General features: G+C 71.4%; 24 protein-coding genes. 10 read left to right on the top strand and 14 right to left on the bottom strand.

What is annotated here, in order from left to right:
* Positions 1-44: 44 nt before the first annotated feature.
* Positions 45-1,517 (top strand): FAD-dependent oxidoreductase, encoded by a 1,473-nt coding sequence (locus tag QH270_RS25290; RefSeq protein ID WP_280346587.1) that lies wholly within the window; start codon positions 45-47, stop codon positions 1,515-1,517.
* A gap of 81 nt (positions 1,518-1,598) precedes the next feature.
* Positions 1,599-3,266: an AMP-binding protein gene (locus tag QH270_RS25285; RefSeq protein ID WP_280346586.1), complete on the top strand. Its 1,668-nt coding sequence runs from the start codon at positions 1,599-1,601 to the stop codon at positions 3,264-3,266.
* Between the two features lie 34 nt (positions 3,267-3,300).
* Here the strand turns inward: QH270_RS25285 and QH270_RS25280 are convergent, their stop codons facing one another.
* The 3 genes from QH270_RS25280 to QH270_RS25270 all read right to left on the bottom strand — a co-directional run bounded on the left by QH270_RS25280 (position 3,301) and on the right by QH270_RS25270 (position 5,233).
* Entirely contained in the window at positions 3,301-3,789 is a 489-nt protein-coding gene (locus tag QH270_RS25280; RefSeq protein ID WP_280346585.1) for an SRPBCC family protein, read from the bottom strand.
* A gap of 23 nt (positions 3,790-3,812) precedes the next feature.
* On the bottom strand, positions 3,813-4,457 hold the full coding sequence (locus tag QH270_RS25275; RefSeq protein ID WP_280346584.1) for a TetR/AcrR family transcriptional regulator: 645 nt from the start codon (positions 4,455-4,457) through the stop codon (positions 3,813-3,815).
* Between the two features lie 164 nt (positions 4,458-4,621).
* A complete protein-coding gene (locus QH270_RS25270) occupies positions 4,622-5,233 on the bottom strand; it encodes a TetR/AcrR family transcriptional regulator (RefSeq protein ID WP_280346583.1) in 612 nt (203 codons plus the stop codon).
* A 68-nt stretch (positions 5,234-5,301) separates the two neighbouring features.
* On the opposite strand from QH270_RS25270, the gene QH270_RS25265 reads away from it, so the two are divergent.
* From QH270_RS25265 to QH270_RS25235, 7 genes are read left to right on the top strand one after another with little or no spacing between them, the layout of a single operon-like run.
* Complete coding sequence (locus QH270_RS25265) at positions 5,302-6,183, top strand: metal-dependent hydrolase (protein ID WP_280346582.1); 882 nt, start codon at positions 5,302-5,304, stop codon at positions 6,181-6,183.
* Positions 6,180-7,202, top strand: coding sequence for a PDR/VanB family oxidoreductase (locus QH270_RS25260; protein WP_432420427.1), 1,023 nt, complete (start codon positions 6,180-6,182; stop codon positions 7,200-7,202). Before QH270_RS25265 ends, QH270_RS25260 begins: the two co-directional genes overlap by 4 nt.
* Positions 7,203-7,223: 21 nt before the next feature.
* Positions 7,224-8,705, top strand: coding sequence for a flavin-containing monooxygenase (locus QH270_RS25255; RefSeq protein WP_280346581.1), 1,482 nt, complete (start codon positions 7,224-7,226; stop codon positions 8,703-8,705).
* Complete coding sequence (locus QH270_RS25250) at positions 8,702-9,577, top strand: short-chain dehydrogenase/reductase (RefSeq protein WP_280346580.1); 876 nt, start codon at positions 8,702-8,704, stop codon at positions 9,575-9,577. Before QH270_RS25255 ends, QH270_RS25250 begins: the two co-directional genes overlap by 4 nt.
* Before the next feature lie 32 nt (positions 9,578-9,609).
* Positions 9,610-10,512, top strand: a complete 903-nt coding sequence (locus QH270_RS25245) for an alpha/beta hydrolase (RefSeq protein WP_280346579.1) — start codon at positions 9,610-9,612, stop codon at positions 10,510-10,512.
* A complete protein-coding gene (gene fadD11 / locus QH270_RS25240) occupies positions 10,509-12,296 on the top strand; it encodes a fatty acid--CoA ligase FadD11 (RefSeq protein WP_280346578.1) in 1,788 nt (595 codons plus the stop codon). The genes QH270_RS25245 and fadD11 overlap by 4 nt, the downstream gene beginning before the upstream one ends.
* Positions 12,297-12,328: 32 nt before the next feature.
* On the top strand, positions 12,329-12,838 hold the full coding sequence (locus tag QH270_RS25235; protein WP_280346577.1) for a hypothetical protein: 510 nt from the start codon (positions 12,329-12,331) through the stop codon (positions 12,836-12,838).
* Positions 12,839-12,849: 11 nt separating this feature from the next.
* On the opposite strand, the gene QH270_RS25230 is transcribed toward QH270_RS25235, so the two are convergent.
* From QH270_RS25230 to QH270_RS25180, 11 genes are read right to left on the bottom strand one after another with little or no spacing between them, the layout of a single operon-like run.
* Entirely contained in the window at positions 12,850-13,419 is a 570-nt protein-coding gene (locus QH270_RS25230; protein WP_280346576.1) for a GNAT family N-acetyltransferase, read from the bottom strand.
* A complete protein-coding gene (locus QH270_RS25225) occupies positions 13,416-14,387 on the bottom strand; it encodes an ABC transporter substrate-binding protein (RefSeq protein ID WP_280346575.1) in 972 nt (323 codons plus the stop codon). Before QH270_RS25225 ends, QH270_RS25230 begins: the two co-directional genes overlap by 4 nt.
* Before the next feature lie 26 nt (positions 14,388-14,413).
* Positions 14,414-15,502, bottom strand: coding sequence for a FecCD family ABC transporter permease (locus tag QH270_RS25220; RefSeq protein WP_280346574.1), 1,089 nt, complete (start codon positions 15,500-15,502; stop codon positions 14,414-14,416).
* The gene (locus QH270_RS25215; protein WP_280346573.1) at positions 15,499-16,362 is read right to left on the bottom strand and encodes an ABC transporter ATP-binding protein; all 864 of its coding nucleotides are present in this window, start codon (positions 16,360-16,362) and stop codon (positions 15,499-15,501) included. The genes QH270_RS25220 and QH270_RS25215 overlap by 4 nt, the downstream gene beginning before the upstream one ends.
* Complete coding sequence (locus QH270_RS25210) at positions 16,359-17,420, bottom strand: hypothetical protein (protein ID WP_280346572.1); 1,062 nt, start codon at positions 17,418-17,420, stop codon at positions 16,359-16,361. The genes QH270_RS25215 and QH270_RS25210 overlap by 4 nt, the downstream gene beginning before the upstream one ends.
* Entirely contained in the window at positions 17,417-18,250 is an 834-nt protein-coding gene (locus tag QH270_RS25205) for a class I SAM-dependent methyltransferase (RefSeq protein ID WP_280346571.1), read from the bottom strand. Before QH270_RS25205 ends, QH270_RS25210 begins: the two co-directional genes overlap by 4 nt.
* On the bottom strand, positions 18,234-19,550 hold the full coding sequence (locus QH270_RS25200; protein ID WP_280346570.1) for an MFS transporter: 1,317 nt from the start codon (positions 19,548-19,550) through the stop codon (positions 18,234-18,236). Before QH270_RS25200 ends, QH270_RS25205 begins: the two co-directional genes overlap by 17 nt.
* The gene (locus QH270_RS25195; RefSeq protein WP_280346569.1) at positions 19,547-20,611 is read right to left on the bottom strand and encodes a mandelate racemase/muconate lactonizing enzyme family protein; all 1,065 of its coding nucleotides are present in this window, start codon (positions 20,609-20,611) and stop codon (positions 19,547-19,549) included. Before QH270_RS25195 ends, QH270_RS25200 begins: the two co-directional genes overlap by 4 nt.
* A complete protein-coding gene (locus QH270_RS25190) occupies positions 20,608-21,687 on the bottom strand; it encodes a PLP-dependent cysteine synthase family protein (protein WP_280346568.1) in 1,080 nt (359 codons plus the stop codon). The genes QH270_RS25195 and QH270_RS25190 overlap by 4 nt, the downstream gene beginning before the upstream one ends.
* Entirely contained in the window at positions 21,684-22,511 is an 828-nt protein-coding gene (locus tag QH270_RS25185; RefSeq protein WP_280346567.1) for a hypothetical protein, read from the bottom strand. Before QH270_RS25185 ends, QH270_RS25190 begins: the two co-directional genes overlap by 4 nt.
* Positions 22,508-23,773, bottom strand: a complete 1,266-nt coding sequence (locus QH270_RS25180) for an ATP-grasp domain-containing protein (protein ID WP_280346566.1) — start codon at positions 23,771-23,773, stop codon at positions 22,508-22,510. The genes QH270_RS25185 and QH270_RS25180 overlap by 4 nt, the downstream gene beginning before the upstream one ends.
* 100 nt (positions 23,774-23,873) lie before the next feature.
* Between QH270_RS25180 and QH270_RS25175 the strand changes: the two genes are divergently transcribed.
* Positions 23,874-24,473, top strand: a complete 600-nt coding sequence (locus tag QH270_RS25175) for a GDSL-type esterase/lipase family protein (RefSeq protein ID WP_280346565.1) — start codon at positions 23,874-23,876, stop codon at positions 24,471-24,473.
* Positions 24,474-24,532 lie beyond the last annotated feature (59 nt).

Raw genomic sequence — 24,532 nt, 5'->3', positions numbered from 1 at the left:
GCGAGGTCATAGCGTGCGCCGCAGCACAGCGGATGGGAGTGGGCATGAGGACAGACAATTCGGTGACACCCGTCGACGCGGGCGAGCTCGACGGATTCGACCACGAGACCGACGTTCTCGTCGTCGGCTACGGCTGCGCGGGCGCGTCCGCCGCGCTCGAGGCGGCCGCCACCGGCGCCGACGTCATCATCCTGGAGAAGTTCAGCGGCGGCGGCGGATCCTCGGCGCTGTCCGGCGGCGAGATGTACCTGGGCGGCGGCACCGACATCCAGCGCGCCTGCGGTTTCGAGGACACCGCCGAGGACATGGCGGCGTTCCTGCTCGCCGCCCTCGGCCCCGACGCCGATCGGGCGAAGGTCGAGCTCTACAGCCGAGAGAGCACCCGCCACTATCAGTGGCTCGTCGAGCACGGCGTGCCGTTCAAGCCGTCGCTGTGGGACTCGCCCACCTGGGTGCCGCCGACCGACGACGGTCTGATGTGGATGGGCGAGAACGCCTGGCCCTTCGCCGAGCTGGCGACGCCCGCGCCGCGCGGGCACCGCGTCACCTCCGACGGCTTCGGCGGCAAGGTGCTCATGCAGAAGCTGGCCGAAGCGGTCGCGGACACCTCGGTCGCGGTGCACACCGATTCGAACGCGGTCAGGCTGATCACCGAGGCGGGTCGCGTCGTCGGTGTCGTCGCCAAGCAGTACGGCCGGCTGCACACCTACCGCGCGCGTCGCGGGGTCGTACTGACCACGGGTGGTTTCGCCGACAACGCCGAGATGGTGGCCCAGCACGCCCCGCAGCTGGTCGGGCTCGGGGTCAACAGCGACGGTGGCGACGACGGCCGCGGCGTCGTGATGGCGCAGGCCGCGGGCGCCGCGGTCCGGCACATGTCCGCCGCGCAGGTCGGCATCTCGCTGATCCCCGGCATGATGGTGCGCGGCATGATCGTCGACGAGAAGGGCCGCCGCTTCATCAACGAGGACGTCTACCCCGGGCTCGTCGGCCAGGCCGCCCTGTTCAAGCACGGCCTGAAGGTGTGGGTGATCCTGGACGAGCAGGCCTACGAGGAAGTGCCGGAGAACGAACGCTGGGGTGTGCAGCCACATTTCGTGGCCGAGACGCTCGACGACCTCGAACAGCAGATCGGCATGCCGCCGGGCGCTCTGCAGACGACGATCACCGAATACAACCGGCACGCCGCCGAGGGCGACGACCCGTACTTCCACAAGGCGCCCCGCTGGCTGCGGCCGCTGCGGTCACCGTTCGCGGCGATCGATGTCCAGCGTGGCATCGCCCCGCCCGAGTACGGCGCGGCGGGCCGTGGCGGCGCCGAGGTGTTCACCATCGGCGGCCTGCACACCACCGTCGACGGTCACGTGCTCGACCTCGACGGCGCCCCGATCCCCGGTCTGTTCGCGGCGGGCCGGGCCACGTCCGGGCTGCACTCGTGGGGCTACATCAGCGGCACCTCGCTCGGTGACGGCACGTTCTTCGGGCGCAGAGCCGGCGTGGCGGCGGCCACGGCCTGAGTCCGGCGGCGGGAGAAGGGGTCTCGCCCGTGGCCCCGGTCGCGGGCGTGGCAAGGTCAGCGCGGGAGGTACACAGCGGAGATGACGGAACGGATCGACGTCGCGCCCCGGGCGGACATCGCGACGATGCTGCTCGATCGGGTCGGTGACCAGCGACTGGGCCTGCGCACCAGACAGGCCGAGTGGACCTGGGACGAGGTGGTCGCCGAGTCGGCGGCGCGGGCGGAGCTCGCCCGCGCCCTGCGCCGCGAGGGTCCCTTCCACCTCGGCGTGCTGCTGGACAACGTCCCCGACTTCGTGTTCTGGCTCGGCGCGGCGGCACTCGCGGGCGCTACCGTGGCCGGTCTCAACCCGACCAGGGGCGATGCGCAACTCGCCGCCGATATCCGGTACGTCGACTGTCAGCTGATCATCACCGACGCCGCCGGGATGGCACGCCTGCGCGGTCTCGATCTCGGACTCACCGAGGATCGGTTCCTGCTGGTCGACGATCCCGGCTACGCGGCCGGGATCGAGGCCCACCGCACACCGCCCGCCGCGGTGGGCGGACCAGGGGATCTGTTGCTGCTGCTGTTCACCTCGGGCACCACCGGCACGTCGAAGGCGGTGCGGTGCACCCAGCGCCGTCTCGCGGTCGTCGCGCACAAGGCGGTGGCCAAATTCGGGCATGTCCGCGAGGACGTGGACTACTGCTGTATGCCGCTGTTCCACGGCAACGCGATCATGGCGCTGTGGGCGCCCGCGCTCGCGGTGGGCGCCACGGTCTGCCTGACCCCGAAGTTCTCCGCCTCTCGCTTCCTGCCGGATGTGCGGTACTTCGGCGCGACGTTCTTCACCTATGTCGGCAAGGCGCTGGGCTATCTCCTCGCCGTCCCGGAAACCGCGGCGGATGCGGACAACCAGCTCCGGCGCGGCTTCGGCACCGAGGCGTCGGTGGCCGATCAGGACGAGTTCCGCCGCCGCTTCGGCGCCGAACTGTTCGAGGGCTACGGCTCGAGCGAAGGCCCGAACCTGGCCGCCCCCGACCCAGCCGCGCCGCCCACCGCGCTCGGTCGTCCCGCGCATCCCGGCGTGGCGGTGGTCGATCCGGACACCCTCCGGGAATGCGCGCGAGCCGAGCTCGACGAGCACGGCCGGGTCCGTAATCCCGACGCGGCCATCGGCGAGATGATCGACAGGAACGGCGCTCTCGCCTTCGAGGGCTACTACAAGAACGAGGCCGCCGACGCCGACCGGGTCCGCCACGGCTGGTACTGGACCGGCGATCTGGGCTATCTCGACACCGACGGCTTCCTGTATTTCGCCGGGCGCAAAGGTGATTGGATCCGCGTCGACGGGGAGAACACCTCGGCGCTGATGATCGAACACGTGCTGCGCCGCCACCCCGCGGTCATCGCCGCCGCCGTCTTCGCCGTCCCCGATCCGCGCTCGGGCGACCAGGTGATGGCCGCGATCGAGGTCGCCGACCCCACCACCTTCGATCTCCCGGAATTCACCGAGTTCCTCTGTGCGCAAGCCGATCTCGGCAGCAAGGGCCTGCCCCGTTTGCTCCGTGTCTCGGCCGATCTGCCCGTCACCGGATCGAACAAGGTCCGCAAACACGCTCTGCGGGAACAGGCGTGGCGCACCGACGAGCCGGTCCACCGCTGGGCGGGACGCGGCCGCCCCGTCTATCACCGGATGACCGAGGCCGACAAGCAGGCACTGGCCGCGGAATTCGCCACCCACGGCAGGCAGCGCCTGCTGTAGTCACCACTGCCGCCCGGTCGTCCGCGCGGGTTGCCTAGGGTGCGGTCTCGACCACCCGCGCGATGCCACGGGCGATCGATCCGGTGAGGCGGTCGGTGACCGGGCCGGACAGCCGCAGCAGCGGACGCAGGGCGCGACCACCCTCGACGGCGAACGTCCACGTCAGCGTCGTTCCGGTGCCCGTCGGGGTGAGCTGGAGATCTTCGGCGAAGCGGCGCAGGCCCGGAACCGTGGCGGCGTCGACGGTGAAGGTCATCCGGCGCTCGTCGTCCCAGCGATAGAACCGTTCGGTCAGCGCCGCGACCCCGCCGAGGGTGACCACGCGCGTGGAGCCGACCCCGTACGGCGGCCGGGAGGTCCAGCGCATCCCGGTGACGGCCGCCGACCACGACACGAGCGCGTCGTCGGCGGTGAGCGCGGCCCACACCGCGCTCGGTGGCGCCGCGAGGTCCACGACGTGGACACAGCGGTTCGCGGCGGTGGCGAGGAAGGCGTCGTCGGATTCACGCAGGGCGAAAGGCATGGGCAGGTCCGTTCGGTCGAAGATCAGGAGGGAGTATTGCGCTCGACGCCGGACAGCCCGCTCCAGCACAGGGCCGCGGCGACGTCGACGGCGTCCTGTTTGGGAATCGGCCTGCCCGCGTCGAGCCAGTGGCGAGCCGCCAGGCGGCTGGCGCCGACCATGCTCCACGCGTACATCCGCGCGGACGCGGGGGTGACGCCCGCGTCGCGGAGTTCGGCGGCGACCAGTTCGGCGCAGGCACTCAGGGCGCAGCGCACGCGCCATTCGATGCTCGGTTCGCTGGGCACCGAGGATTCGAAGACCAGGACGTGCCCGCCCGGATCGTCGTCGACGAAGTCGAAGTAGACCGACACCGCGCCACGCACCTTGGCTCTCGGGGTGCTGCCCGCGACGACCGCCGCGCGCACGTCCTCGACCATGCGGTCCAGATACTGTTGCAGCACAGCCAGATACAGGTCCAGCTTGGTGGCGAAGTGGTCGTAGAGCACGGGCTTGCTGATCCCCGCGTTGGCGCTGATCTCCGCCATCCGCGCACCGTGGAACCCGTTGACCACGAAGATGTCACGAGCGGCGGCCACGACGGCCCGCCGACGATGCGCGCGCCGGCCGTCGCCGCGCACACCCCGGGCCGACGGCCGGATCGCCTCGTGGAGGGAAGCCTCGGTCATGTTTCCTCGATGGTCGGACCGGTTCAGCACCTCGGCGACCTCGCCACGCAAAGTCGGAGGGGATCCGATAGTTGGACACCCAAGCAATTATCACCATTGCAGCCCTATTGGCGGCTTGTCAATACTTCCGGACAGTGCGGTCCGACACCCTGACGCAGGAACGGCTAGCGGGTGAGAATCGGGACGACGTACGCGCGGGCGAAATCGGCCAGCGCCGCGGGCGAGCTCGTGTCGATGCCACCGACAGGTTGCAGGATCAGCGAGTGCACCACCCGGCAGACCACCTCGACCCGGGCCGGGAGATCGGGAATGGCCGGAAACCGGTTGTCCTCCAGCACCTTCCCGAGGATCTCGGTGGACGCCGCGACCGACAGCAGGAAGAAGGAACCACCCTCGACGGTGAGCTGGGGCAGGATGCGGTCAGCCTCGAGCGTGAGCAGTCGCTCCACCAGCGGATGGGTGCGCCACCGGGTGATCACCGTGGTGAACACGTCGACGACGATGTCGTCGAACACCTCGTGGCGCGCGGGGATGTCGCGCAGGTCGTCGAGCAGCCTGCGCACCTCACGCTCGAACGCCGCGCGCACGACGTCGTCGCGGGAGCCGATGCGCCGGTAGACGGTCGCGCGGTCCACGTCGGCGGCTCTGGCGATGTCCTCGATCGTGGTCTTCCGCACGCCGACGCGCTCGAACTGCACGAGCGCCGCGTCGAGAATCCGTTCTTCGACGGAATCGGCGGTGGGTGAATCTCCCGAGGTCGCGGCGGTGGAAAGCACGTGTCGACGGTAGCAGGCCGACCCGATGCAACATTGCGATACTTTTTGTTGCACTGTACGGTCACTGCATGGCTGATAACAGTGCAACGGCGCGCTCCTATCAGGAAGAGGCGCACGCGATCCACGCCCGGGATGTGCATTTCGACTTCTCGTCGGTGCCCATGCACTACATCCCCGGGGAGGTGCTGGCCACGCACGTCACCAATGTGATGCACCTGGTCCTGCCCGAAGGCGAACGCGCGATGGCCGCCTGCCTGGCCGAGGCGCTCCCCCACATCGACGACGAGCGGCTGCGGGAGGAGGTCACCGGTTTCATCGGGCAGGAATCCATGCACGCCAGCAGCCATGAGGGCGCGCGCGAGCACCTGCAGTCGATCGGCCTCGATGTCGAGTCGTACGTGGCCGGGGTGGCCTGGCTGGTCGACCGGCTGCTGGGCGACCAGGGGCTGTCCGGTCGCGCCAAGGAGCAGTGGCTCAAGGAACGACTCGGGCTCTTCGCCGGAATGGAGCACTTCACGGCCGTGATCGGCGAGTGGTTGCTCGAATCGAAGGTGCTCGCCGACCTCGGGATGGACCCGACGATGCTGGACCTGGTCCGCTGGCACGGCGCCGAGGAGGTCGAGCATCGCAGCGTGGTGTTCGACGCCTACATGCACGTCGACGGCGGGTACCTGCGCCGGGCCCGCACCGGACTGCTGGCCAGCGGCACGCTGTTGCCCCTGTTCGTGATCTCGACGGCGTACCTGTACCGCCAGGATCCGAGCCCGGACAAGGGGCGGTCCTGGGCGCGGCAGTTCGTGAGCGCGACGGTGCGCGGCGTGATCCCGAGCTTCACCACCTTCCTCACCGAGATGCCGCGCTACCTGCGACCGGGCTTCCATCCCTCCCAGCTGGGTTCGATGGACAACGCGCTGCGCTACCTGGCGCACTCACCGGCGGCGCGCGCGTGACCGGGGTCGCGACGCCGGGCCTGCGCGCGCTCGGGGTGGCCGTCGACGTCTACAAGAAGGTGTTCACCCAGCCGGCGCTGTCGCCACCGCATCCGGTGCGGCACAGCGGTTTCGATCTCGATGTCGTGGTGGAGTCGGTGCGCGCGGAGGCCGCGGACGTGGTCGGTGTGACGCTGCGCCGCCCCGATGGTGAGCCCCTGCCCGCGTGGCGACCGGGTTCGCACCTCGATGTGTTCCTCGCGTCGGGTCGTCAGCGCCAGTACTCCCTGTGTGGCGATCCGCGCGACCGCCACCGCTATCGCCTCGCGGTCCGCCGGATCGCGGACGGCGACGGCGGTTCCCGGGAGATGCACACGCTGCGCGCGGGCGACCCGCTCCGTATCCGTGGTCCGCGCAACGCCTTTCCCTTCGTCGAGTCCGCACCGTCCTACCTGTTCGTCGCCGCGGGGATCGGGATCACCCCGCTGCTGCCGATGGCGTGGGCGGCAGGCGCGCGCGGGCGGCTGGTGTATCTGGGCAGGTCGCGCGAGACCATGCCGTTCCTGGCCGAGGTACCGCACGACACCGACATCCGCGCCGACGACGAGACCGGCACGCCCGACCTCCCCGCGCTGCTCGCCACCGCCGCCCCCGGTGCGGCGGTCTACGTGTGCGGTCCCCCGCCGGTGCTCGACCTGGCCCAGCGCACCCTGTTCACGCTGAATCCGACGGCCTCCCTGCATACCGAACTGTTCTCGGCCCGGCCCGTGGTGGACGGCCGCGCGTTCGACATCACCCTCGCCCGCAGCGGGCGCACCATCCGCGTCGGCAGCACCGAGACCGCGCTGGACGCGATCCGCCGCGCGCGACCCGAGGTCGTCTTCTCGTGCAGGCAGGGCTTCTGCGGTACCTGCAAGACCCGGGTCCTGGCCGGCGACGTCGAGCACCGCGACGTCCTGCTGCCGCCGGACGAGCGCGCCGATCATCTGCTGACCTGCGTGTCCCGCTCCACCGGCGGCGCACTCACCCTGGACCTCTGACCGCGAAAGGCCCGGTCCCCCATGACCTCTCCCCGTTCCGACCGATCCACCACCGAACACACCCACATCGCCGTCCTCGGCGCGGGGTTCGGCGGGATCGGTCTCACGATCAAGCTGCGCGAAGCCGGGTTCGACGACATCGTCGTTCTGGACCGGGCCGACGACCTCGGCGGCACCTGGCAGGCCAACACCTACCCCGGCTGCGCCTGCGATGTCCCCTCCCAGCTCTACAGCTACTCCTTCGCCCCGAATCCGGCCTGGTCGCGCACCTACGGCAAGCAACCCGAGATCCTCGAGTACCTGCGCAGCGTCGCCGAACGCCACGACGTGCCGCGCCATCTCCGCCTGCGCACCGAACTCCTCGACGCCCGCTGGGACGAGGACGCCGCCCTGTGGCGGATCGAGACCTCGCGCGGCCCGCTCACCGCGGACTACTTCATCTCCGCCGCCGGCATCTTCGCGGAGGCCAAATACCCCACGCTGCCCGGCCTGGACAGCTTCCGCGGCAGGACGTTCCATTCCCTGCACTGGGATCACGAGCACGATCTGACCGGTGAACGCGTCGCGGTGATCGGCACCGGCGCCTCGGCGGTCCAGTTCATCCCCGAGATCCAGCCGAAGGTCGAGGCGCTGACCGTGTTCCAGCGCTCGGCGCCGTGGATCGTGCCCCGCCTGGACCGTCCGACGCTCGGGCTGGAACGGCGGCTGCTGCGCCATCTGCCGCTGGCGCAGAAAGCCGTTCGTGGCACCTGGTATTCGCTGATCGAGGGGTTCGGACTCGTCGGATTCGTCGACAACCGGTTCCGCCACCCCTACGAACTGCTGGGCAGGATCCAGCTGCGCCGCCAGGTCCGCGATCCCCGGCTGCGCGCCACCCTGACGCCGGACTACATGATCGGCTGCAAGCGCGCGATCTTCTCCGACGCCTACCTGCCCGCCCTGGACAAGGACAACGTCGAGGTGGTGACCGACGGCATCGCCGAGGTCGGACCGCATTCGATCACCACTCGCGCCGGTGCCGAGATCCCCGTCGACACCATCATCTTCGGCACCGGATTCACCACGATCCCCACCGCGTTCGACCGCATCGTCGGCCGCGACGGCCGCTCGATCGCGGACCTGTACACCCGGCGCCCCCAGACCTATCTCGGGGCCGCCATCGCCGGATTCCCCAACTTCTTCTGCACCCTCGGGCCGTTCGGCGCGGCCGGGAACCAATCGGCCGTCTACATGATCGAATCCCAGATCGCCTACATCGTCGACGCGCTGAAGACCCTGCGCGCGGCCGGACAGCGCCGGGTGGAGGTGCGGGAGAACGTGCAGGACGCCTTCGTCGACGAGATGCGCCGCCGTAGCGCCGACACCGTCTGGCTCACCGGCGGTTGCGAGAGCTACTACACCACGCCCGAGGGCGGCAACGCCGGTTTGTACCCGAGCTGGAGTTTCGAATACCGCCGCCGGACGAGGCGTTTCGACATCGAGTCCTACGAGGTGTCGGCATGAGGGCCCTGTCCGCGCTCGACCCCACCCGGTGGTTCGGCCCGACCTACGACCTGGCGGGCAAGGTTGTCCTCGTCACCGGGGCGGGTCAGGGAATCGGCCGCGAACTGGCGGCCGTCGTGCACGATCGTGGGGCCCTGGTCGCCGTCGTCGACATCGACGAGCGGGCGGCCGAGGCCACGGCGGCGAGTCTGGGGCCCGCCGCGCACGCGTTCGCCGCCGATGTGGCCGATCGCGCCCGCATGCGCGGCGTGGTCGAGGAGGTGACCCGCCTGTTCGGGCGCCTCGACGTGGTCGTGGCCAATGCCGGGGTGACCCCGGTGCCCGCCACCGTGCGCACGATGGACCCGGCGGATTTCGACCGCGTGCTCGGCATCAACCTCACCGGCGCCTTCAACACCGTGCATCCCGCGCTCGATCACATCGTGCGGGCGCGCGGACACGTCGTGGTGGTCTCCTCGTGCGCGGCGTTCGCACCCGGGATGGGCGGGTCGCCGTACATGATGAGCAAGGCCGCGGTCGAGCAGTTCGGCCGGGCGCTGCGCGTCGAGCTCGCCGCGAGCGGCGCCAGCGCGGGCGTGGCCTATTTCGGCATCGTCGAGACCGCGATGACCCACGACATGCTCGATACCGACGACCTCGGCCGCGAGCTCGACGGCCTGCTGCCGTGGCCGCTGAATGTGCGGATCAGCGCCGCCCACGCGGCGCGCACCATCGCCGACGGCATCGCCCGGCGGGCGCCGCGCACCATCGCCCCCAGCGGATGGGAGCCGTACGCGCTGCTGCGTGGCGCGGTGAACGTGGTCCTGGATCGCAAACTCGCCACCGATACGGCGGTGCACGAACTCCTGCGCGCGATCGAGCGCCGCGGGTGAGCGGGGTCCGCGGGTCACTGCGGGCGCGTACCGTGCGACAACTCTCGGCGCTCACCGCGGGTCGGCTGGCGGCGCTGGCGCCGGTCAACGCCGCCACCCTGCCCGCCGCGCGGTTGCTCGTCGACCAGGTGTTGCGGGCCGCCGCGCCGCCGCTGCGCGGCACTGTCACCGAGCCTGCCGAGCTCGACGGCGTCGGCGGCGAATGGGTGCGCGGGCCGAGGGCGGACCGCACCGACGCGGTCGTGCTGTACGTGCACGGTGGCGGCTTCGTCGCCGGGTCGGCGCTCGGCTATCGCGGCGTCGCGTCCCGATTGTCCACGGCGACACGGCTTCCGGTCTGCACGCTCGACTATCGGCTCGCACCGGAACATCCCTTCCCCGCCGCGCCGGACGACGTCGCCGCGGCCTTCGACCGACTGGTCGCGCTGGGTCATCCGGCCGAGCGGATCGTCGTCGCCGGAGACTCGGCGGGCGGATTCCTCGCCGCCCACACGGCCCTTCGGCTCGCGGATGCCGGATCGCCGCAACCCGGCGCGCTCGTGCTGTTCTCCCCCATGACCGATCTGACGCTCACGCTCGCCGCCGGGCACGCGGGCGCGGATCGGGACGGCCTGCTCTCCGAGCGAGTGGCCAGACAGGCCGTCGCGCACTTCACCGACACGCCGTTCCCGTTGCGGCCCGCGCTCGGAACGCGCCTGCCGCCCACCCTCATCCACACCAGCGACACCGAGTACTTCCGCGCTGACGCCGAAGACCTCGCTCGCCGCTGGGCCGCGACCGGCGCGCCGTGCGAGCTGCGGCTGTGGCCGGACCAGATGCACGCGTTCCAGACCCTGCCCTCGGTCGTCCCCGAGACCAGGGCGTCCTACCGGGCGGCGGCACGATTCGTCGCCGCCCATCTTCCCCTCGCGAACCAGAAAGCCCTCGCCTCATGAGCATTCCCGTCGACACCCTGCCCGCCGCGTTCCAGCGCACCGCCGCGATCGCTCCCGACGCCGTCGCGCTGCGCACACCCGGCGACACCGTGACGCTCACGTGGCGCGAGTACGCCGCCCAGGTGCGCGCGGTCGCCGCCGGCCTGGCCGGGCTAGGGGTGCGCCGCGGCGACACCGTCGCGCTGATGATGAGTAATCGGGTCGAGTTCTATCCGCTCGAGGTCGGCGCCCAGCACGTCGGGGCGACCGCGTTCTCGGTGTACAACACGCTGCCGCCCGAGCAACTCGCCTACGTCCTCGGCAACGCCGGTGCGCGGGTGGTGATCTGCGAGCCGCAGTACGTCGCGACGCTGACCGCGGCCGGAATCGCCCTCGACCACATCATCTGCGTGGACGAGGCGCCGGTGGGCACGCTGTCGGTCGAGCAGCTCCGTGCCGCCGCCGCGGCCGATTTCGATTTCGAGACCACCTGGCGGGCCGTGCGTGGCGACGATGTCGCCACCCTCATCTACACCTCGGGAACCACCGGAGCGCCCAAGGGCGTGGAGACCACCCACGCCGCGCTGCTGTTCCAGGTCGCCGGGATCGCCGACGTACTCGGCATCGAATTCGGCGACACGATCACCTCGTTCATGCCCACCGCGCACATCGCCGACCGGCTCACCGCCCTGTACGTGCAGGAGGTGCTCGGCACGCAGGTGACCAGCGTCGGCGACGCCAAGCAGATCGCCGCGGCGCTGGTCGACCTGCGGCCCACGGTGTGGGGCGCGGTGCCGCGGGTGTGGGAGAAGCTCAAGGCCGCCATCGAATTCAAGGTCGCCGGCGAGCCGGACGCCACGCGGCGCCAGGCCATGGAATGGGCGCTGTCGGTGGCCGCGGCGCGCAGCCGCCACCAGCTCGCCGGTGAACCGGTACCCGCCGAACTCGCCGCCGAATGGGACCGTGCCGACGACCTGGTCCTGAGCAAGCTGCGCGCCGCACTCGGCCTGGACCGGGTGCGCTGGGCGCTCTCGGGCGCCGCCCCGATTCCCCCGCAGACGTTGGGGTTCTTCGCGGGTCTCGGTATCCCGATCGCCGAGATCTGGGGCATGTCGGAACTGGCCTGCATCTGTAGCGTCAGCCATCCGCGCGATGCCAAGCTCGGCGCGGTGGGCAAGCTCCTGCCCGGGATGCGGGCCCGACGCGGTGCGGACGGCGAACTGCACGTGCGTGGGCCGCTGGTGATGAAGGGCTACCGCGGTCTGCCCGAGCAGACCGCCGAGGCGATCGATGCCGACGGCTGGTTGCGCACCGGCGACATCGTCGAGATCGACGACGACGGCTATCTCACCGTCGTCGATCGCAAGAAGGAGATGATCATCAACGCGTCGGGCAAGAACATGTCGCCCACCAACATCGAGAACGCGATCAAGGCGGCGACGCCGCTCATCGGCGCGATGGCGGTGATCGGCGACGGCAGGCCGTACAACACGGCGCTGATCGTCCTCGACGCCGAATCCGTCGAGCCGTACGCCCGCACGCACGGACTCCCCGACGCCTCTCCCGCCGCTCTCGCCGTCGACCCGACCGTCCTCGCCGCCATCGAAGCCGGTGTGGCACAGGGCAATACCGCGCTGTCGCGCGTCGAGCAGATCAAACGGTTCCTGGTGCTGCCGACGTTCTGGGAAGCGGGCGGCGACGAGGTGACCCTCACCCTCAAACTCAAGCGCAAGGTCATCGCCGAGAAGTACGCCGCCGAGATCGAGGAGCTCTACGCGAACGACACCCAGCCGAGTCCCGTCTGAGCTGTGGCCCGGCGCCGCGGGCATGATGGGGTATGGATTCCGCCCGGACCTTCACCTTCGAGGAGATGGTCGAAAACACCAACGCCCTCAGGACCTCGACCGAGGTCGAGGGTCTCCGCGCGGAGATCGGTCTGCTTCGGCTCGCGGCGCATTCTCCCGACCAGAGCGCCGAGCGCAGAGTCGCGGCGGCGACCAGGGCAGGGGTGTTGCAGACGAGGATCGCGCGGCTGTCCGTCGGCACGCTGGGCACCCGCGCCGAGGGTGCGGCGCACCGTGCGTACGAGGACTTCGAGTACGGGAGAGTGCTGGCGACAGCCGAACTCGGTGCGGCCCATCCACTCCTGCTCCGCCTGGTCGGGCAGTTCGTCCCGCTGCTGCGCGAGATGGATCGCCACCGGATGCTCGGGCTCCTGATGGCGAAGCTCACCGTTGCCCGGGCGGCCGACGCCTTCGACGATCTCGAGCCCCGCTCCCACGCCGCGGCCACCGCGGAGTGGAATGCCCTCACCGACATCATCGATTCCTGGGGCGCTCCCGGCTGACCGGGGCCGAGTCAGTCCATGGAGTCGACCGCCAGGACGTTCGGTTGGAGTGGGATCTCCAGGTGGACGGTCTGGAATCCGTCGTGGGGGCCGCGGGCGTCGTGCACGATGTGGCCGAAGGTGAGCCAGAAGTCCAGGGCGCCCGGGGTTCGCGCGTCGGTGTGCAGGTAGAGACGGTCGAACTCGGGTGTCGCGCGGACGTGCGCGACCGCCGCCGTCACCAATCGGGTCGCCAGGCCGCGGCGGTGGTGTTCGGGGCGGACGTAGACCCGGAACAGCTGGGCGGTGGTGGCGTCGGGGTAGCGCGCGGCCAGGGCGGCGGGATGTGGCGGGTGGGCAGGCCCCTGCGCCCGGATCGCCGTGGTCGCGACGATGACACCCTCGTGCTCGGCCACCCAGAGCCGATTGCGGGGATGGCGCAGATACGCGGTGTCCGGATCGATCACGTCCTGGTGGTACTCGGGCAGGTAACCGATGCCGAACACCTGGTAGAAGGTATCGAGCATGACGCTGCGCGCACCGGGCAGATCCTCCGGTCGCGCCTGCCGTACGACATAGCCGGTGACGGCGGGGGCGCTCATCGCAGGGCGCCCAGCTCGCGATCCAGCACTTCCAAACCCTCGACGGCCACCGGGCCGGGACCCGTGTAGCCGAAGGGCGCCACGATGATCCGGTTCGACGCGATCGCCCGCAGTCCCGCGAGCTCGGGGCGCTGGCGCAGGGTGGTGCGCGCCGAATCGGGTGTCTGGTCGCCCTGGGTGAGCAGGATGATCACCTCGGGATCGCGGGCGATCAGCGTTTCGGTGTTGGCCTCGAAGCTGCGTTTGGCGATGTCGCCGTAGACGTTGTCCAGCCCGAGGATTCGCATCTGCGCGTCGACGGTGCTGTTGCCGCCGTAGGCGTTGAGCTTGGCGCCGTCGCGGGAGATGATCAGCGCCGCCGCCGGGGTCTTCGCGGCCTGGGCACGGTGGCGGTCGGTCACGGCGGCGACCCGGTTCTTCAGCGCCGTCACCTCGGCGTCGGCCGCGGCCGAGGTGCCGAAGAGCCGGCCGTAGAGCGCGATGTCGGCGAACACGTCGTCGAAGGAGCCTGCGGCGTCGCGGCAATAGCCGCGGGTGATCAGCAGGGGGATGCCGACCTGGGCGAGGTCGTCGGGGGTCACGGCGGCGCCTTCGAAGCTCACGACCAGGTCGGGGGCCCGGTTGATGATCTCCTCGCGGGCGAGTTCGCCGGTGGGCGCGGTGATCTCGACACCGCCCAGGTCCGCGGCGTACTCACCGGGGAACGGCGCGGTCTCGAAGGTGCGGGCGACGAGCCGGTCGGCCGCGCCCGCCGCGGCGATCATCGGCGCGCCGATGGACCCGACCGTGACGACCCGTTGCGGCGGCGCGGCGAAGGTGACGTCGCGGCCGCAGCTCGAGATCGTCAGCGGGAAGCCGTCCGCCGCGGGCGTTGTCGACGCGGCGGGGCCGCCGCAGCCGGTGAGGGTGGCGGCGGCGAGCACGACGAGTGCGGGCGCCGCGAGACGGGAGAGCAGACCGTTGGACACGGTATTCCTTTCGGGGAGTGCGAATATCACGCGGGGGTGGCCGGCCGGAACCGGCGGATCAGAACGAGGAGCAGGGGCGCGCCGACCGCGGCGGTGACGATGCCGATGGGCAGCTCCCGTGGCGCGAACACGGTGCGCGCGACCACGTCGGCGACCACCAGGAACAGCGCGCCGATCAGGGCGCTCACCACCAGCACCTGCCGGTGCGTCCCGCCGACGCACAACCGCGCGACGTGCGGCACGATCAGCCCGACGAAGCCGATCGCGCCGGCGACGGCGACCACCGCGCCCACGGCGAGCGCGACGACGACCAGCGCCGCCAACCGCACCCCGTTCGGGGCGACGCCCAGGGTGCGGGCGGTGTCGTCACCGGCCGCGAGGGCGTCCAGCCGGGGCGCCATCAGCAGCAGCGCGGCCAGCGCGGCCGTCACGACGAGCACGGTGGTGCCGACCGAGGACCACGCGGCCGAGCCGAGTGAACCGAGCAGCCAGAACAGCACCGTCCGCGCGCCCTCGGGCCGGTCGGAGGCGAAGATCAGGAAACTGGTCGCCGCCGAGAAGATGTAGCCGATCGTCACCCCGCCGAGCAGCAGCCGCAGGGAGGTGAGCTGCCCGTTGATCCGCGAGATGACGAACAGCAGCGCCGTGGCGCACAGGGCGCCGACGAACGCGCTCGCCGCCAGGGCCGTCGCGGTGGTCGCGGCGGTGACACCGAACAGCAGGTACACCGCGGCACCCGTCGAGGCCCCCGAGGTGACGCCGAGGATGTGCGGATCGGCGAGCACATTGCGCACGATCGTCTGCAGCACCGCCCCGCTCAGGGCCAGCGCCGCACCGACCAGCGCGCCCAGCAGCACGCGGGGTACCCGCACCAGCCACACGATGGAATCCTGGGCGGCACTCCAGTCGGCGGTGACCGGCTGTCCCAGCGTGTGGTGGCCGATGATCCGGGCGACCGTCCCCGGCGGGACGGAGACCGGTCCGAGCCCGGCCGCCAGCAGAACGGCGATGCCGAGCGCGGCACCGAGACCGCCGACCCACAGCAGGGTTCGCCCACGGTGCCGCGCGTGGTCCAGGTCGTCGGCGACCGGTTCGTCGAGCAGTGTCGTCGTCATCGGGACGTGGCCTTTCTCGCCGTGGCGGACGGTGCCGTCGCGCGGACCGATTCGCCGTCCCCGGTCGAGGGGTCCTCCGGTGGGCGCTGCCCGGCGGGTGGTTCGGTGGGCCCGAACAGCAGTTGCGGTGCCCCGAAGGCACTCGTGCGCCGCACGGCGATCCCGTAGACCGGTTCGAGCAGCTCCGGCGTCAGCACGTCGTCGACGGAGCCCGCGGCCGCGACACGGCCGCGGTCGAGCAGCACCAGCCGATCGCAGTAGCGCGCGGCCAGATTCAGGTCGTGCAGCACCACGATGGTGGTGGTGCCGGTGAGTTCCCTGACCAGACCGAGCAATTCGTGCTGGTACCGGATGTCGAGGTGGTTGGTCGGCTCGTCGAGCAGCAGGTGGTCGGCGTGCTGCGCGAGTGCGCGGGCGATGAGGACGCGCTGACGTTCCCCGCCGGACAGCGTCGCGTAGCGGCGGTCGGCCAGCGCCCTGGCTCCGACGTGGGTGAGCGCGGCCGCGGCGGCGATCCGGTCGGCGCGCGAATAGCCCTGGTACGCGCCGACCCACGGCGAACGGCCGAGCAGGACGGTCTCGGCGACGGTCACCGGCGTGTCGGGGGGTGCCTCCTGGGCGACCACCGCGAGCCGGGCCGCCAGCTCGCGCCCACGCAACGCCTCGACCGCTGTCGCGTCGACGGCGATGGACCCCGACTCCGCCCGCAACGCCCGGTACATCAGGCGCAGCAGGGTGGATTTCCCTGACCCGTTGGGCCCGATCAAGCCGACGATGGAGCCGGTCTCGACCTGAAAGGTGATGTCGTCCACCGTGATCCGGCCGTCGTAGCCGAAGCGGATCTGGTCCACGGTGATCATCGCACCCGCCCTTGCGCCGATTCGGGGTGCGCCGCGCGCACCGATCGCACGAGGCCGCCGCACCCGGGCAGGACCTCGGCAGGCCCGCCGACGACGGCCCGGACGTCTTCGCGGCCACGGTCGCCGATCGGTGGCGACGCGTGATCACGGTCGCCGCCACGGGCGGTCGGCGGCGCCCCGTCGGGCGGCGACGGCCGCCAGGTGTGGTGCACGCTCACCGACACCGCGAACTCCGCGCAGATCCGCCGCGCGGCAAGGACTTTGCGTCGATAGTCCGCGTCGCTGTCGTCGAGCAGGAGGCCCGTCGTGGTGCCGCTGTGCGCGACCACGACACCGAGCGCGCCGACCTCGCGGGCCGCCGCGATCGTGTCGTCCAGGTGCGGGCGGTCGCGCAGGGCGGCGCTCAGCAGGGCGCTGCGGGTCGCCACGGCACCGATGCCCGCGGTGTCGCGGCGGGCGATCGCGGTGCCGAGCCGGGTCAGCAGGTCGCTGTACTCGCGCTTCACGGCCGCGCTGAACGGCCGCGGGCGGCGATTGAATTCGACGGTGTCGACCGCGCCGCCCTCGTCACCGACGACGACGGTGAGCGCGGGCAGCTGGCCGAGCCGCGCGAGCAGCCGCACCTCGCGGTGGCAGTAGGCGACCGAGCCCGGATACATGACGCCGTCGGAGGGTTCGATGACGCGCAGTCCGGCCTCGATCTCGGCCGCCGTAGCGATCCGGCACTCGGCGTCGGCGATCGCGCGGGCGGTGGCGACGAGATCGGCGGTGGAACTGGCCAGGCCTTTGCCTTCGGGCAGGTCGGTGAACACCGTCAGCCGCCCGCCGCGCAGCACGGCGGACCGTTCGATCATGCCGGTCGCCAGGCGCAGTGCCTTCGTCTTGTGGGGCGGGTCGACACGGATGCCGGGGACTCCCGGTTCGAACAGCGCGACCGAGCCGCCTCGAATGGGCAGGGTGACCAGGAAATGCCGATCGTCGCCTGCGGTCACGCCCTGCAGGAGCTCGCCGCAACTGCCGAAGGCGCTGCCCACACCGATTCTGGCCGGGCCCGTCACCCCGCCACCTCCGCCCGGCGGGCGACGAGGTGGAGCCGGTCACCGGTGAGCTGTTCGGAGAGCCCGCCGTCGCCCGGCCAGGCCGGATCGGTCAGTGGTCCCGGCTCGTCGAACAGCGCCAGCACGTCGAAACCGGCCAGGCTCAGCAGGAATCGCAACTCGCGGGGGAACAGCAGGCGCCAGGCCGTGTGCTGGACGACCGGCTCCTGACAGCCGGGCCACGACCATTCGCGCCGTCGGCGCAGCAACTGTCCGGGCAGGTCGACGCGCAGCGAGGTGCGTGAGGTGTAGGCGACGCCTTCCCATTCGACCTCGCGCACCAGTTCCTCGTCGAGCAGTTCGCGCCGTCCCCGGTCGGTCAACAGGAAGGCGCCGTTGCGCATCTCGAAGACCGCGAGTCCGCCGGGACGCAGACAGGCGTGGAAGCTGCGCAGCGCGGCGACGAGATCTGCGCTGTCGTGCAGGTGCAGCAGGGTGCTGCCGAGGCAGGTGAGGACATCGACCGGCTCCTCGGTACGCACGGTGCGCGCGTCACCCACCGCGACCATGAGACCGGGATTGCGCTGCCGCGCGTAGTCGACCATCCGCGGCGAGATGTCGACCGCGCCGACCCGATAGCCGAGTTCGGCCAGGCGCGCCGCGTCGCGGCCGGTGCCGCAGCCGACATCGAGCAGGCGGGTCGCCGGGCCGGTCCCGAAGCGGGTCACCAGGTCGTGGACGAAGCGGGCGTTGCGCTCGCCGGAGTCGGGGAAGGTGCGTTCGTAGAGGGCGGGGTTGTCGGTGAGCAGGTTCTCGCTGAACACGACGGGGCCGTTACTCGCCATCGTCATCGGTGCCTTTCGCCGGGCGCGCGGTGGTCGCCGGAACTGGTGGAGGAGAAGATTTTTCGGGCCCGGGCAGGGTTCCGCGCCGGTGCAGAACCAGGACCGCTGCCGCCGAACCGATGCCCGCGGCCGCGCACAGCAGGGCGGGTGGCCAGCTCAGCGATCCGCCCGTCCGGTCGAGCACGGCGCCGGTCACCGAGGTCGCGGTGACGGTGAACAAACCGGAGGCCAGATAGAACGCGCCGAAGTAGGTGCCGGTGAGCCGCGCACCGGCGAACCGGCCGATGGCCTCGTTGACGAAGGGCTGCACCGCCGTCACCCCGATCGCGAGCACGACCGCGGCGAGCAGGACCGGCGCGATGCGCAGCGCGGTGTCCGCCATTCCCGTGCCGGTGCCCGGTAGCAGGTGGGCGGCGGCCGGCGGGACGAGGAACGCCGCGCCCATCAGCGCCATCCCGCCCGCCATGGCCGGACCACGTTCGGCGCGGCGCACCAGCAGCCCGGTGACCCGGACCTGCAATGCCACCACCGCGATCGTCTCCACGACGAACAGCGCCGCCACCGCCGCCGGGCCGTGCCCGGGCGCGGCGCTGTCCTGCGCCTGGAGGGTGAACAGGAAGTAGATCTGGCTCTGCAGCGCGAACATCGGCATCAGGGCCATCGCGAACGCCCAGAACCGCCGGTCGGTGAAGACGGTCGCGAAGTCGGCGCGCACTCCCCCCTCCGAGGGCGCGACCTCCTTCGGCGGCAGCAGCAGCCATTGCGCGACGGCCAGCGCGGCGAAGATCGCCGCGGCGACCACCGCCGTGAGCCGGAAGCCCGCGGCGACCAGCACGGTGCCTGCCACGGGTCCGATCGCGGAACCCGCGTTGCCGAACACGTTGAACAGCGCGAAGGCCTCGGCGGACCGTTCGCCGCTGTCGCGGGCGATGTAGGCCCGCACCGCCGGATTGAACAGCGCACCGGCGAAGCCGGTGAGCACCGAGGCGAGCAGCACCACCGGCAGCGATCCGCCGATCGCGAACAGCCCGAATCCCACCGCTCTGATCGCGATGCCGACGACGATCACGCCGCGCGCGCCCAACCGATCCGACGCCGACCCGCCGATCAGGAACAGGCCCTGCTGGCTGAGGTTGCGCACGCCCAGTACCACCCCGACGACCGCGGCCGACAGGGCGAGGTCGTCGAGCAGATAGTCCGCCAGAAACGGCACCAGCAGGTAGAACCCGATATTGCCGACGAGCTGGTTGGTCAGCAGCAGCCGCACCGACAGTGGCAGCGTGCGAAACGTCCGCACCGTGTTCACCCGCGCACCTCGGCAGACGAAGAGGGGGACGATGATTCGACGCCGAGCCCAGGGCCGGCCGGTCGGCGGAGCGTCCCGTCGCGGCCGCCGAGCCCGGTCCACGGGTCCGCGGCCAGCAGCAGATGCCCGTCCAGGTCGATCCAGCGGGCCGCGCCGATCAGCTGAACGGCGGGGGCGATGCCGAGCGAGCTGCTGGCCTGACACCCCAGCATCACGTGTTTGCCGTGCTGCCGTGCCCAGGTGATCATCGCGCGCGCGGCGTCGAGGCCGCCACATTCGGCGAGTTTGATATTGATACCGGCGATCTCGGGCGGCAGCAGCCGCAGATCCTCGATCGTGCCCGCGTCCTCGTCGGCCACGATCGGCATCGGCACGGCGCGCGCCACCCGGCCCAGCGCCCCTCGATCACCGGCCGCGACCGGTTGTTCGACCGCGGCGATGCCGACGTCGGCGAGGGCGGTGAGCACGTCGATCGCGACGTCGGCGGGCCACGCGCCGTTCGGGTCGAGCAGCAGTTCGGCGGCGGGCGCGACGTTCCTGATCGCTCGGACGCGGGCGATGTCGGCCGCTGGGTCCTCGGCCCCGGCCTTGATCTTCACGACGGCGAAACCCTCGGCACGCAGTCGCGCCGCGGTGTCTGCCGCCTCGGCCGTCGGCATGATGCCGATCGTGTGCGCGGTCGGGGCCGAATCCCACTGCGGTAGAGCGAGCAACGCGCCGACCGTGACACCCGCACGGCGGGCGAGCAGGTCGTGGACCGCGCTGTCGACCGCCGCGACCACGGCGAGCGTCTCCGCGAATTCGGAACGCAGCCAGGGCAGTCGAGACCGCAACGCGGCAGGATCGGCGTACCCGGCGATCGCCGCGCTGATGGCGGTCAGCGTGGATTCGATCCGCGTGGTGTCGAGGCGGACCCGTGGACTGGTGACCACCTCGCCGTACCCGACGTCACCATCGTCGGCCAGGCGCACCCACACCGCGTCGCGGCCGGTCATCGCGGCACGCGAGATCCGCAGCGGGACGGCGAGTTCCAGCCGGGCCGTGGACCAGGTGAGATTCACGCCGACACCTCCTCGGCGGAGTCACGCAGAGCGTTCGAGCCCGAGCCGGGCCGCACCGCCGGATCGCGCACGATCGCGCAGCGGGCCCAGCCGTGTGCCTCTTCCTCGGGAGTCGTCAGCACGGCCGGCGATGTCGCGGCTCCGGTCCACAGGTCGTGCGCGCGACACCAGTCGTCGTCGTAGATCGTGCGCAGATAGCGGTGCGGACCGTCGGGGAACACGGTGAGCACCCGCGCGCCCGGTTCGCGTTCCGCCACCCATCCGGCCACCAGCGCCGCCGCTCCCGTGCTCCAGCCGCCCGCGAGGCCGGTGCTCGCGGCCAGCCGCCGGCACGACGCGACGGCCTCGGCCGCGCCGACCCAGTGCACCTCGTCGAAATCGGCGTAGGCGACATTGCGGGGCAGGATGCTGCTGCCGAGGCCACGCATGAGCCTGCGGCGGTCGGGCTGGCCGAAGATGCGTGAGCCCACCGCGTCCACCCCGATCACCCGTAGCCGCGGCCAGCGGCCACGCAGGACCCGGCTCAGCCCGGCGCAGTGGCCGCCCGAGCCGATCGCGGCGACCAGCACGTCCACCCCGTCGACCTGGTCGAGGATCTCCTCGCCCATCGCGCGGTACCCGGCGGCGTTGTCGGGATTGTCGTACTGGTCCGGCCAGAACGCGCCCGGCTCGGCCGCGATCAGCTCGGCGAGCCGGTCCAGCCGTGCCTGCTGCCAGCCGCCGACCGGATGCGGCTCGGTGACCACCTCGAGCCCGATGCCGTACGCCGAGAACAGCGCGCGCAGATCGGGTTCGAGCTCGTCGTCGACCACCAGCCGGACCGGATGCCCGAGCGCCTTGCCCGCCAGCGCCAGGCCCAGACCCAGGGTGCCGCTGGTGGATTCGATCACCGTCGCGCCCGGCGCGAGGTCGCCGCGTGCCGCGGCCGCGCGCAGCATCGATACCGCCGCCCTCGCTTTCATGCCCGCGACGCTCGCCGACTCCAGTTTGGCCGTGTACCAGCTGTTTCCCGCAGCGACGCGGGTGACGGGGGTGTTGCCGATCAATCGCAGCAGCGCCGGCTGCGCCGCGATCATGCCCGCCCCCGATAGGTGAACACGGTGCTCGGCCCGCCGTCGAGCGAGAAGAAGGGGTAGGGCTCGGCCGACACCGCGTGCACACCGGCGCCGAGAAACCACGGCAGAACGGCGCTGCCGGTCTGGGCGAACAGCACCATCGGCAGATCGCGGTGCGTCGCGACGGCGCGCAGCTCGTCGAAGCCGCCGTTGCCCAGTGTCATGCCGGTGGCCAGGATCGCGTCGAAATCGGACGGCGCGGCGGCCACCGACTCGAAGACGGGCTCACCCCACTCGGTGACCCCGCCCGCGAGATCGCAGGGCAGGTACCCGATCTCGCGCGCACGGAGCTCGGCGAGCAACGATCCGACCACGCCGACCACGAGGACCCTGCCGACCCCGGCGGGCAGCAGGTCGACGACGGTGGCGGCCCGGCGCCGCGACTTGGCCAGCGAGGTGGGACCGTCGATCACGACCGGCTCCCCCGGTCGCCCACCCGCGCGTGGATGCGGTGCGACATGCATGAGGTAGGCGTCCAGCGCCGCGATCCGGACCGCGGGCGCGGGATGGCCGAGCAGTTCCGCGATCGACGCGGCGACGCAGTCGTCGATCAGATCGCCGGTCGCGGTGCCGGGCTCGAGCGCGCAGGAACCGACGGCGGCGCCCACCCGGATGCTGAGGATCTCGTTGCGGTAGGACCTGTTCCGGCCCTGATGGCGGGTGCCGTAGGTCGTGCGGAACGCGGTCGACGCGCGCAGGCTCGCCGGGTCGGCACCGAGCCGGCCCGCGCCGGCACACGCGCGGAGATCATCGACCGACGTGGGTCGCACCGTGGAGTCGATCACGCGTGACCACCGGCGGTCACGAGCTCGACGCGCAGGTCGTCGATCAAATTCTGCGCGAGATCACCCGCGGTGCCGGGCCTTTCGTCGACAACCATCACATGCCCGAGGTAGGTGTTGTTGTCGGTGGCCCGGCGCACCTCGGCGCCCGGTGCCGCGAGCTTCTGCTCGACGATCCTGCTGTCGCCCGGCCAGCCGTCCGCGCCGTCGACCCCGGCCAGCACTCCCGACTCCGCCGGGACGGCGAAAGCGATGGCGGCGCTGCCGATTCCGGTCTGCCGTGGCGTCAGATCGGGGGTCGCGCCCGCCGCGACCTGGGCGTGTACCGCCGCCAGGTCGATACCGGTGACGCGGCGCACCAGCTCGGTGATCCGATTGCCCGCCGGTCGTGGGTTCACCTCGATGAGGCGCGGCCCGTCGGCGCCGAGCCTGATCTCGGTGTGGGCGACGGTGGCGTCGAGGCCCAGCGCCTCGACGGCCGCGACCGCGAGCGCGACGACTGCGGCCGCGTCAGCCGAGCCGAGTGCCGCCGGGAACATGTGTCCCGCCTCGATGAACGCGGGGGCGCCGGTGATCCGCTTGTCGGTGATGCCGAGCGCGGTCGTCCGCCCGCCCGCGGTCACGGTCTCCACACTGAACTCCGGTCCGTCCACGCACTCCTCGAGCAGGATCTGCGGCGCGCGGCGCTGACCACGCGCGTTCACCGGGAACGCCGCGATCCGGTCCACCGCGACCCGCAGCTGCGCCTCGTCGTCGACGCGGGATACGAACATCCCGCCACACAGATCGACCGGCTTCACCACCAAGGGATAGCCGAGTGCGGTTGCCGCGCCGGCGATCTCGGTCCACTCCGTCGCGACCGCGAACGCGGGACCCGCGACTCCGGCGGCCGCGCAGATCTCCCTGGTCCGATGCTTGCTGCACGCGGCGGCGACGGCGGCGCGGCCCGGGCCGGGCAGGCCCAGGTCGGCGGCGATCGCGGCCACGGTCGGCAGATAGTAGTCACACGAGGTGAGCACACCGTCGAACCCGAACAGCCCGTGCAGTTTTCGCACGAAAGGCAGCAGTGCGGCCTCGTCGTTGGTGTCGGCCGTGAACACGTTCGCCGCGCCGAGCAGCGGGTGGGGCGACGGGCTGTCGGGGCGCAGGTAGTGCCCGAGCCTCCTGGTCAGAAAGCTGAATTCGTGTCCACTGTCCTTGATTCCCGCCGGGAGCAGGGTGCTCATCGAGCCGACCCAGCTCTCCACCATCAGCAGATGTCCCACAAAGCCTCCAAGCCTCGAGCAGGCGCTAATGATAACCATTATCGTTAATTTCCGATAGTCGTGGCCCGGAGTGCGTTCCAGGTCACCTAGGATCACGGGGATGAGTGGAGACCTACGCCTGTGCTTCCTCGGGGACTCCTTCGTCCAGGGCATCGGCGACCCGGAGTACCGGGGCTGGGTGGGACGCGTGCTCGCGGCGACCGGCCCCGACGTGACGGCCTTCAACCTGGGGATCCGACGCAACACCTCCGCGGATGTGCTCCGGCGCTCCGAGCGCGAGCTCGACGAGCGCATGGTGGCGGGCGCCGATCATCGCGTGGTGGTGTCCTTCGGCAGCAACGACGCCGTCGAGGAACACGGCCGGGTCCGTGTCGAGCACGCCCAGTGCCTGGAGAATCTCGCCACCCTGCTCGCACAGTGCCGGCGACGGTCGATCCGCGCGCTCGTCGTCGGCCCGCCACCGGTGATCGATGCCGGCGCGGCACATCTCGCGCGGGTGACGAAGATCGGCGACGAGATGGCGGCTCTGTGCCTCCGCGAGAACGTTCCGTTCATCGCCACGACCCACGCCCTCGCGACCGATCCGGTGTGGTGCGCGGAGGTCACCGCCGGCGACGGCGCGCACCCCGGCGCTCACGGCTATCAGCGACTTGCCGAGGTCGTCCTGGCGGGTGGCTGGCTGGAGTGGATCGACGGGTAGGGCGACGAGCGACACCGCCGGTCACGGGCCCGCGAGCATCCGTGACCGGCGGTGTCGCT

The sequence above is a fragment of the Nocardia neocaledoniensis genome (genome assembly GCF_029868625.1).
Classification (GTDB): domain Bacteria; phylum Actinomycetota; class Actinomycetes; order Mycobacteriales; family Mycobacteriaceae; genus Nocardia; species Nocardia neocaledoniensis_A.
Note: the sequence above shows the minus strand (reverse complement) of the source record. Positions and strands in the feature narration are given on the sequence as shown.

Bases quoted from the DNA above. Each gene is read 5' to 3' on its own strand.
- QH270_RS25290 (WP_280346587.1), top strand. From the start codon at position 45: ATGAGGACAGACAATTCGGTGACACCCGTCGACGCGGGCGAGCTCGAC.
- QH270_RS25285 (WP_280346586.1), top strand. From the start codon at position 1,599: ATGACGGAACGGATCGACGTCGCGCCCCGGGCGGACATCGCGACGATG.
- QH270_RS25280 (WP_280346585.1), bottom strand. From the start codon at position 3,789: ATGCCTTTCGCCCTGCGTGAATCCGACGACGCCTTCCTCGCCACCGCC.
- QH270_RS25275 (WP_280346584.1), bottom strand. From the start codon at position 4,457: ATGACCGAGGCTTCCCTCCACGAGGCGATCCGGCCGTCGGCCCGGGGT.
- QH270_RS25265 (WP_280346582.1), top strand. From the start codon at position 5,302: ATGGCTGATAACAGTGCAACGGCGCGCTCCTATCAGGAAGAGGCGCAC.
- QH270_RS25255 (WP_280346581.1), top strand. From the start codon at position 7,224: ATGACCTCTCCCCGTTCCGACCGATCCACCACCGAACACACCCACATC.
- QH270_RS25250 (WP_280346580.1), top strand. From the start codon at position 8,702: ATGAGGGCCCTGTCCGCGCTCGACCCCACCCGGTGGTTCGGCCCGACC.
- fadD11 (WP_280346578.1), top strand. From the start codon at position 10,509: ATGAGCATTCCCGTCGACACCCTGCCCGCCGCGTTCCAGCGCACCGCC.
- QH270_RS25235 (WP_280346577.1), top strand. From the start codon at position 12,329: ATGGATTCCGCCCGGACCTTCACCTTCGAGGAGATGGTCGAAAACACC.
- QH270_RS25230 (WP_280346576.1), bottom strand. From the start codon at position 13,419: ATGAGCGCCCCCGCCGTCACCGGCTATGTCGTACGGCAGGCGCGACCG.
- QH270_RS25220 (WP_280346574.1), bottom strand. From the start codon at position 15,502: ATGACGACGACACTGCTCGACGAACCGGTCGCCGACGACCTGGACCAC.
- QH270_RS25215 (WP_280346573.1), bottom strand. From the start codon at position 16,362: ATGATCACCGTGGACCAGATCCGCTTCGGCTACGACGGCCGGATCACG.
- QH270_RS25205 (WP_280346571.1), bottom strand. From the start codon at position 18,250: ATGACGATGGCGAGTAACGGCCCCGTCGTGTTCAGCGAGAACCTGCTC.
- QH270_RS25190 (WP_280346568.1), bottom strand. From the start codon at position 21,687: ATGATCGCGGCGCAGCCGGCGCTGCTGCGATTGATCGGCAACACCCCC.
- QH270_RS25175 (WP_280346565.1), top strand. From the start codon at position 23,874: ATGAGTGGAGACCTACGCCTGTGCTTCCTCGGGGACTCCTTCGTCCAG.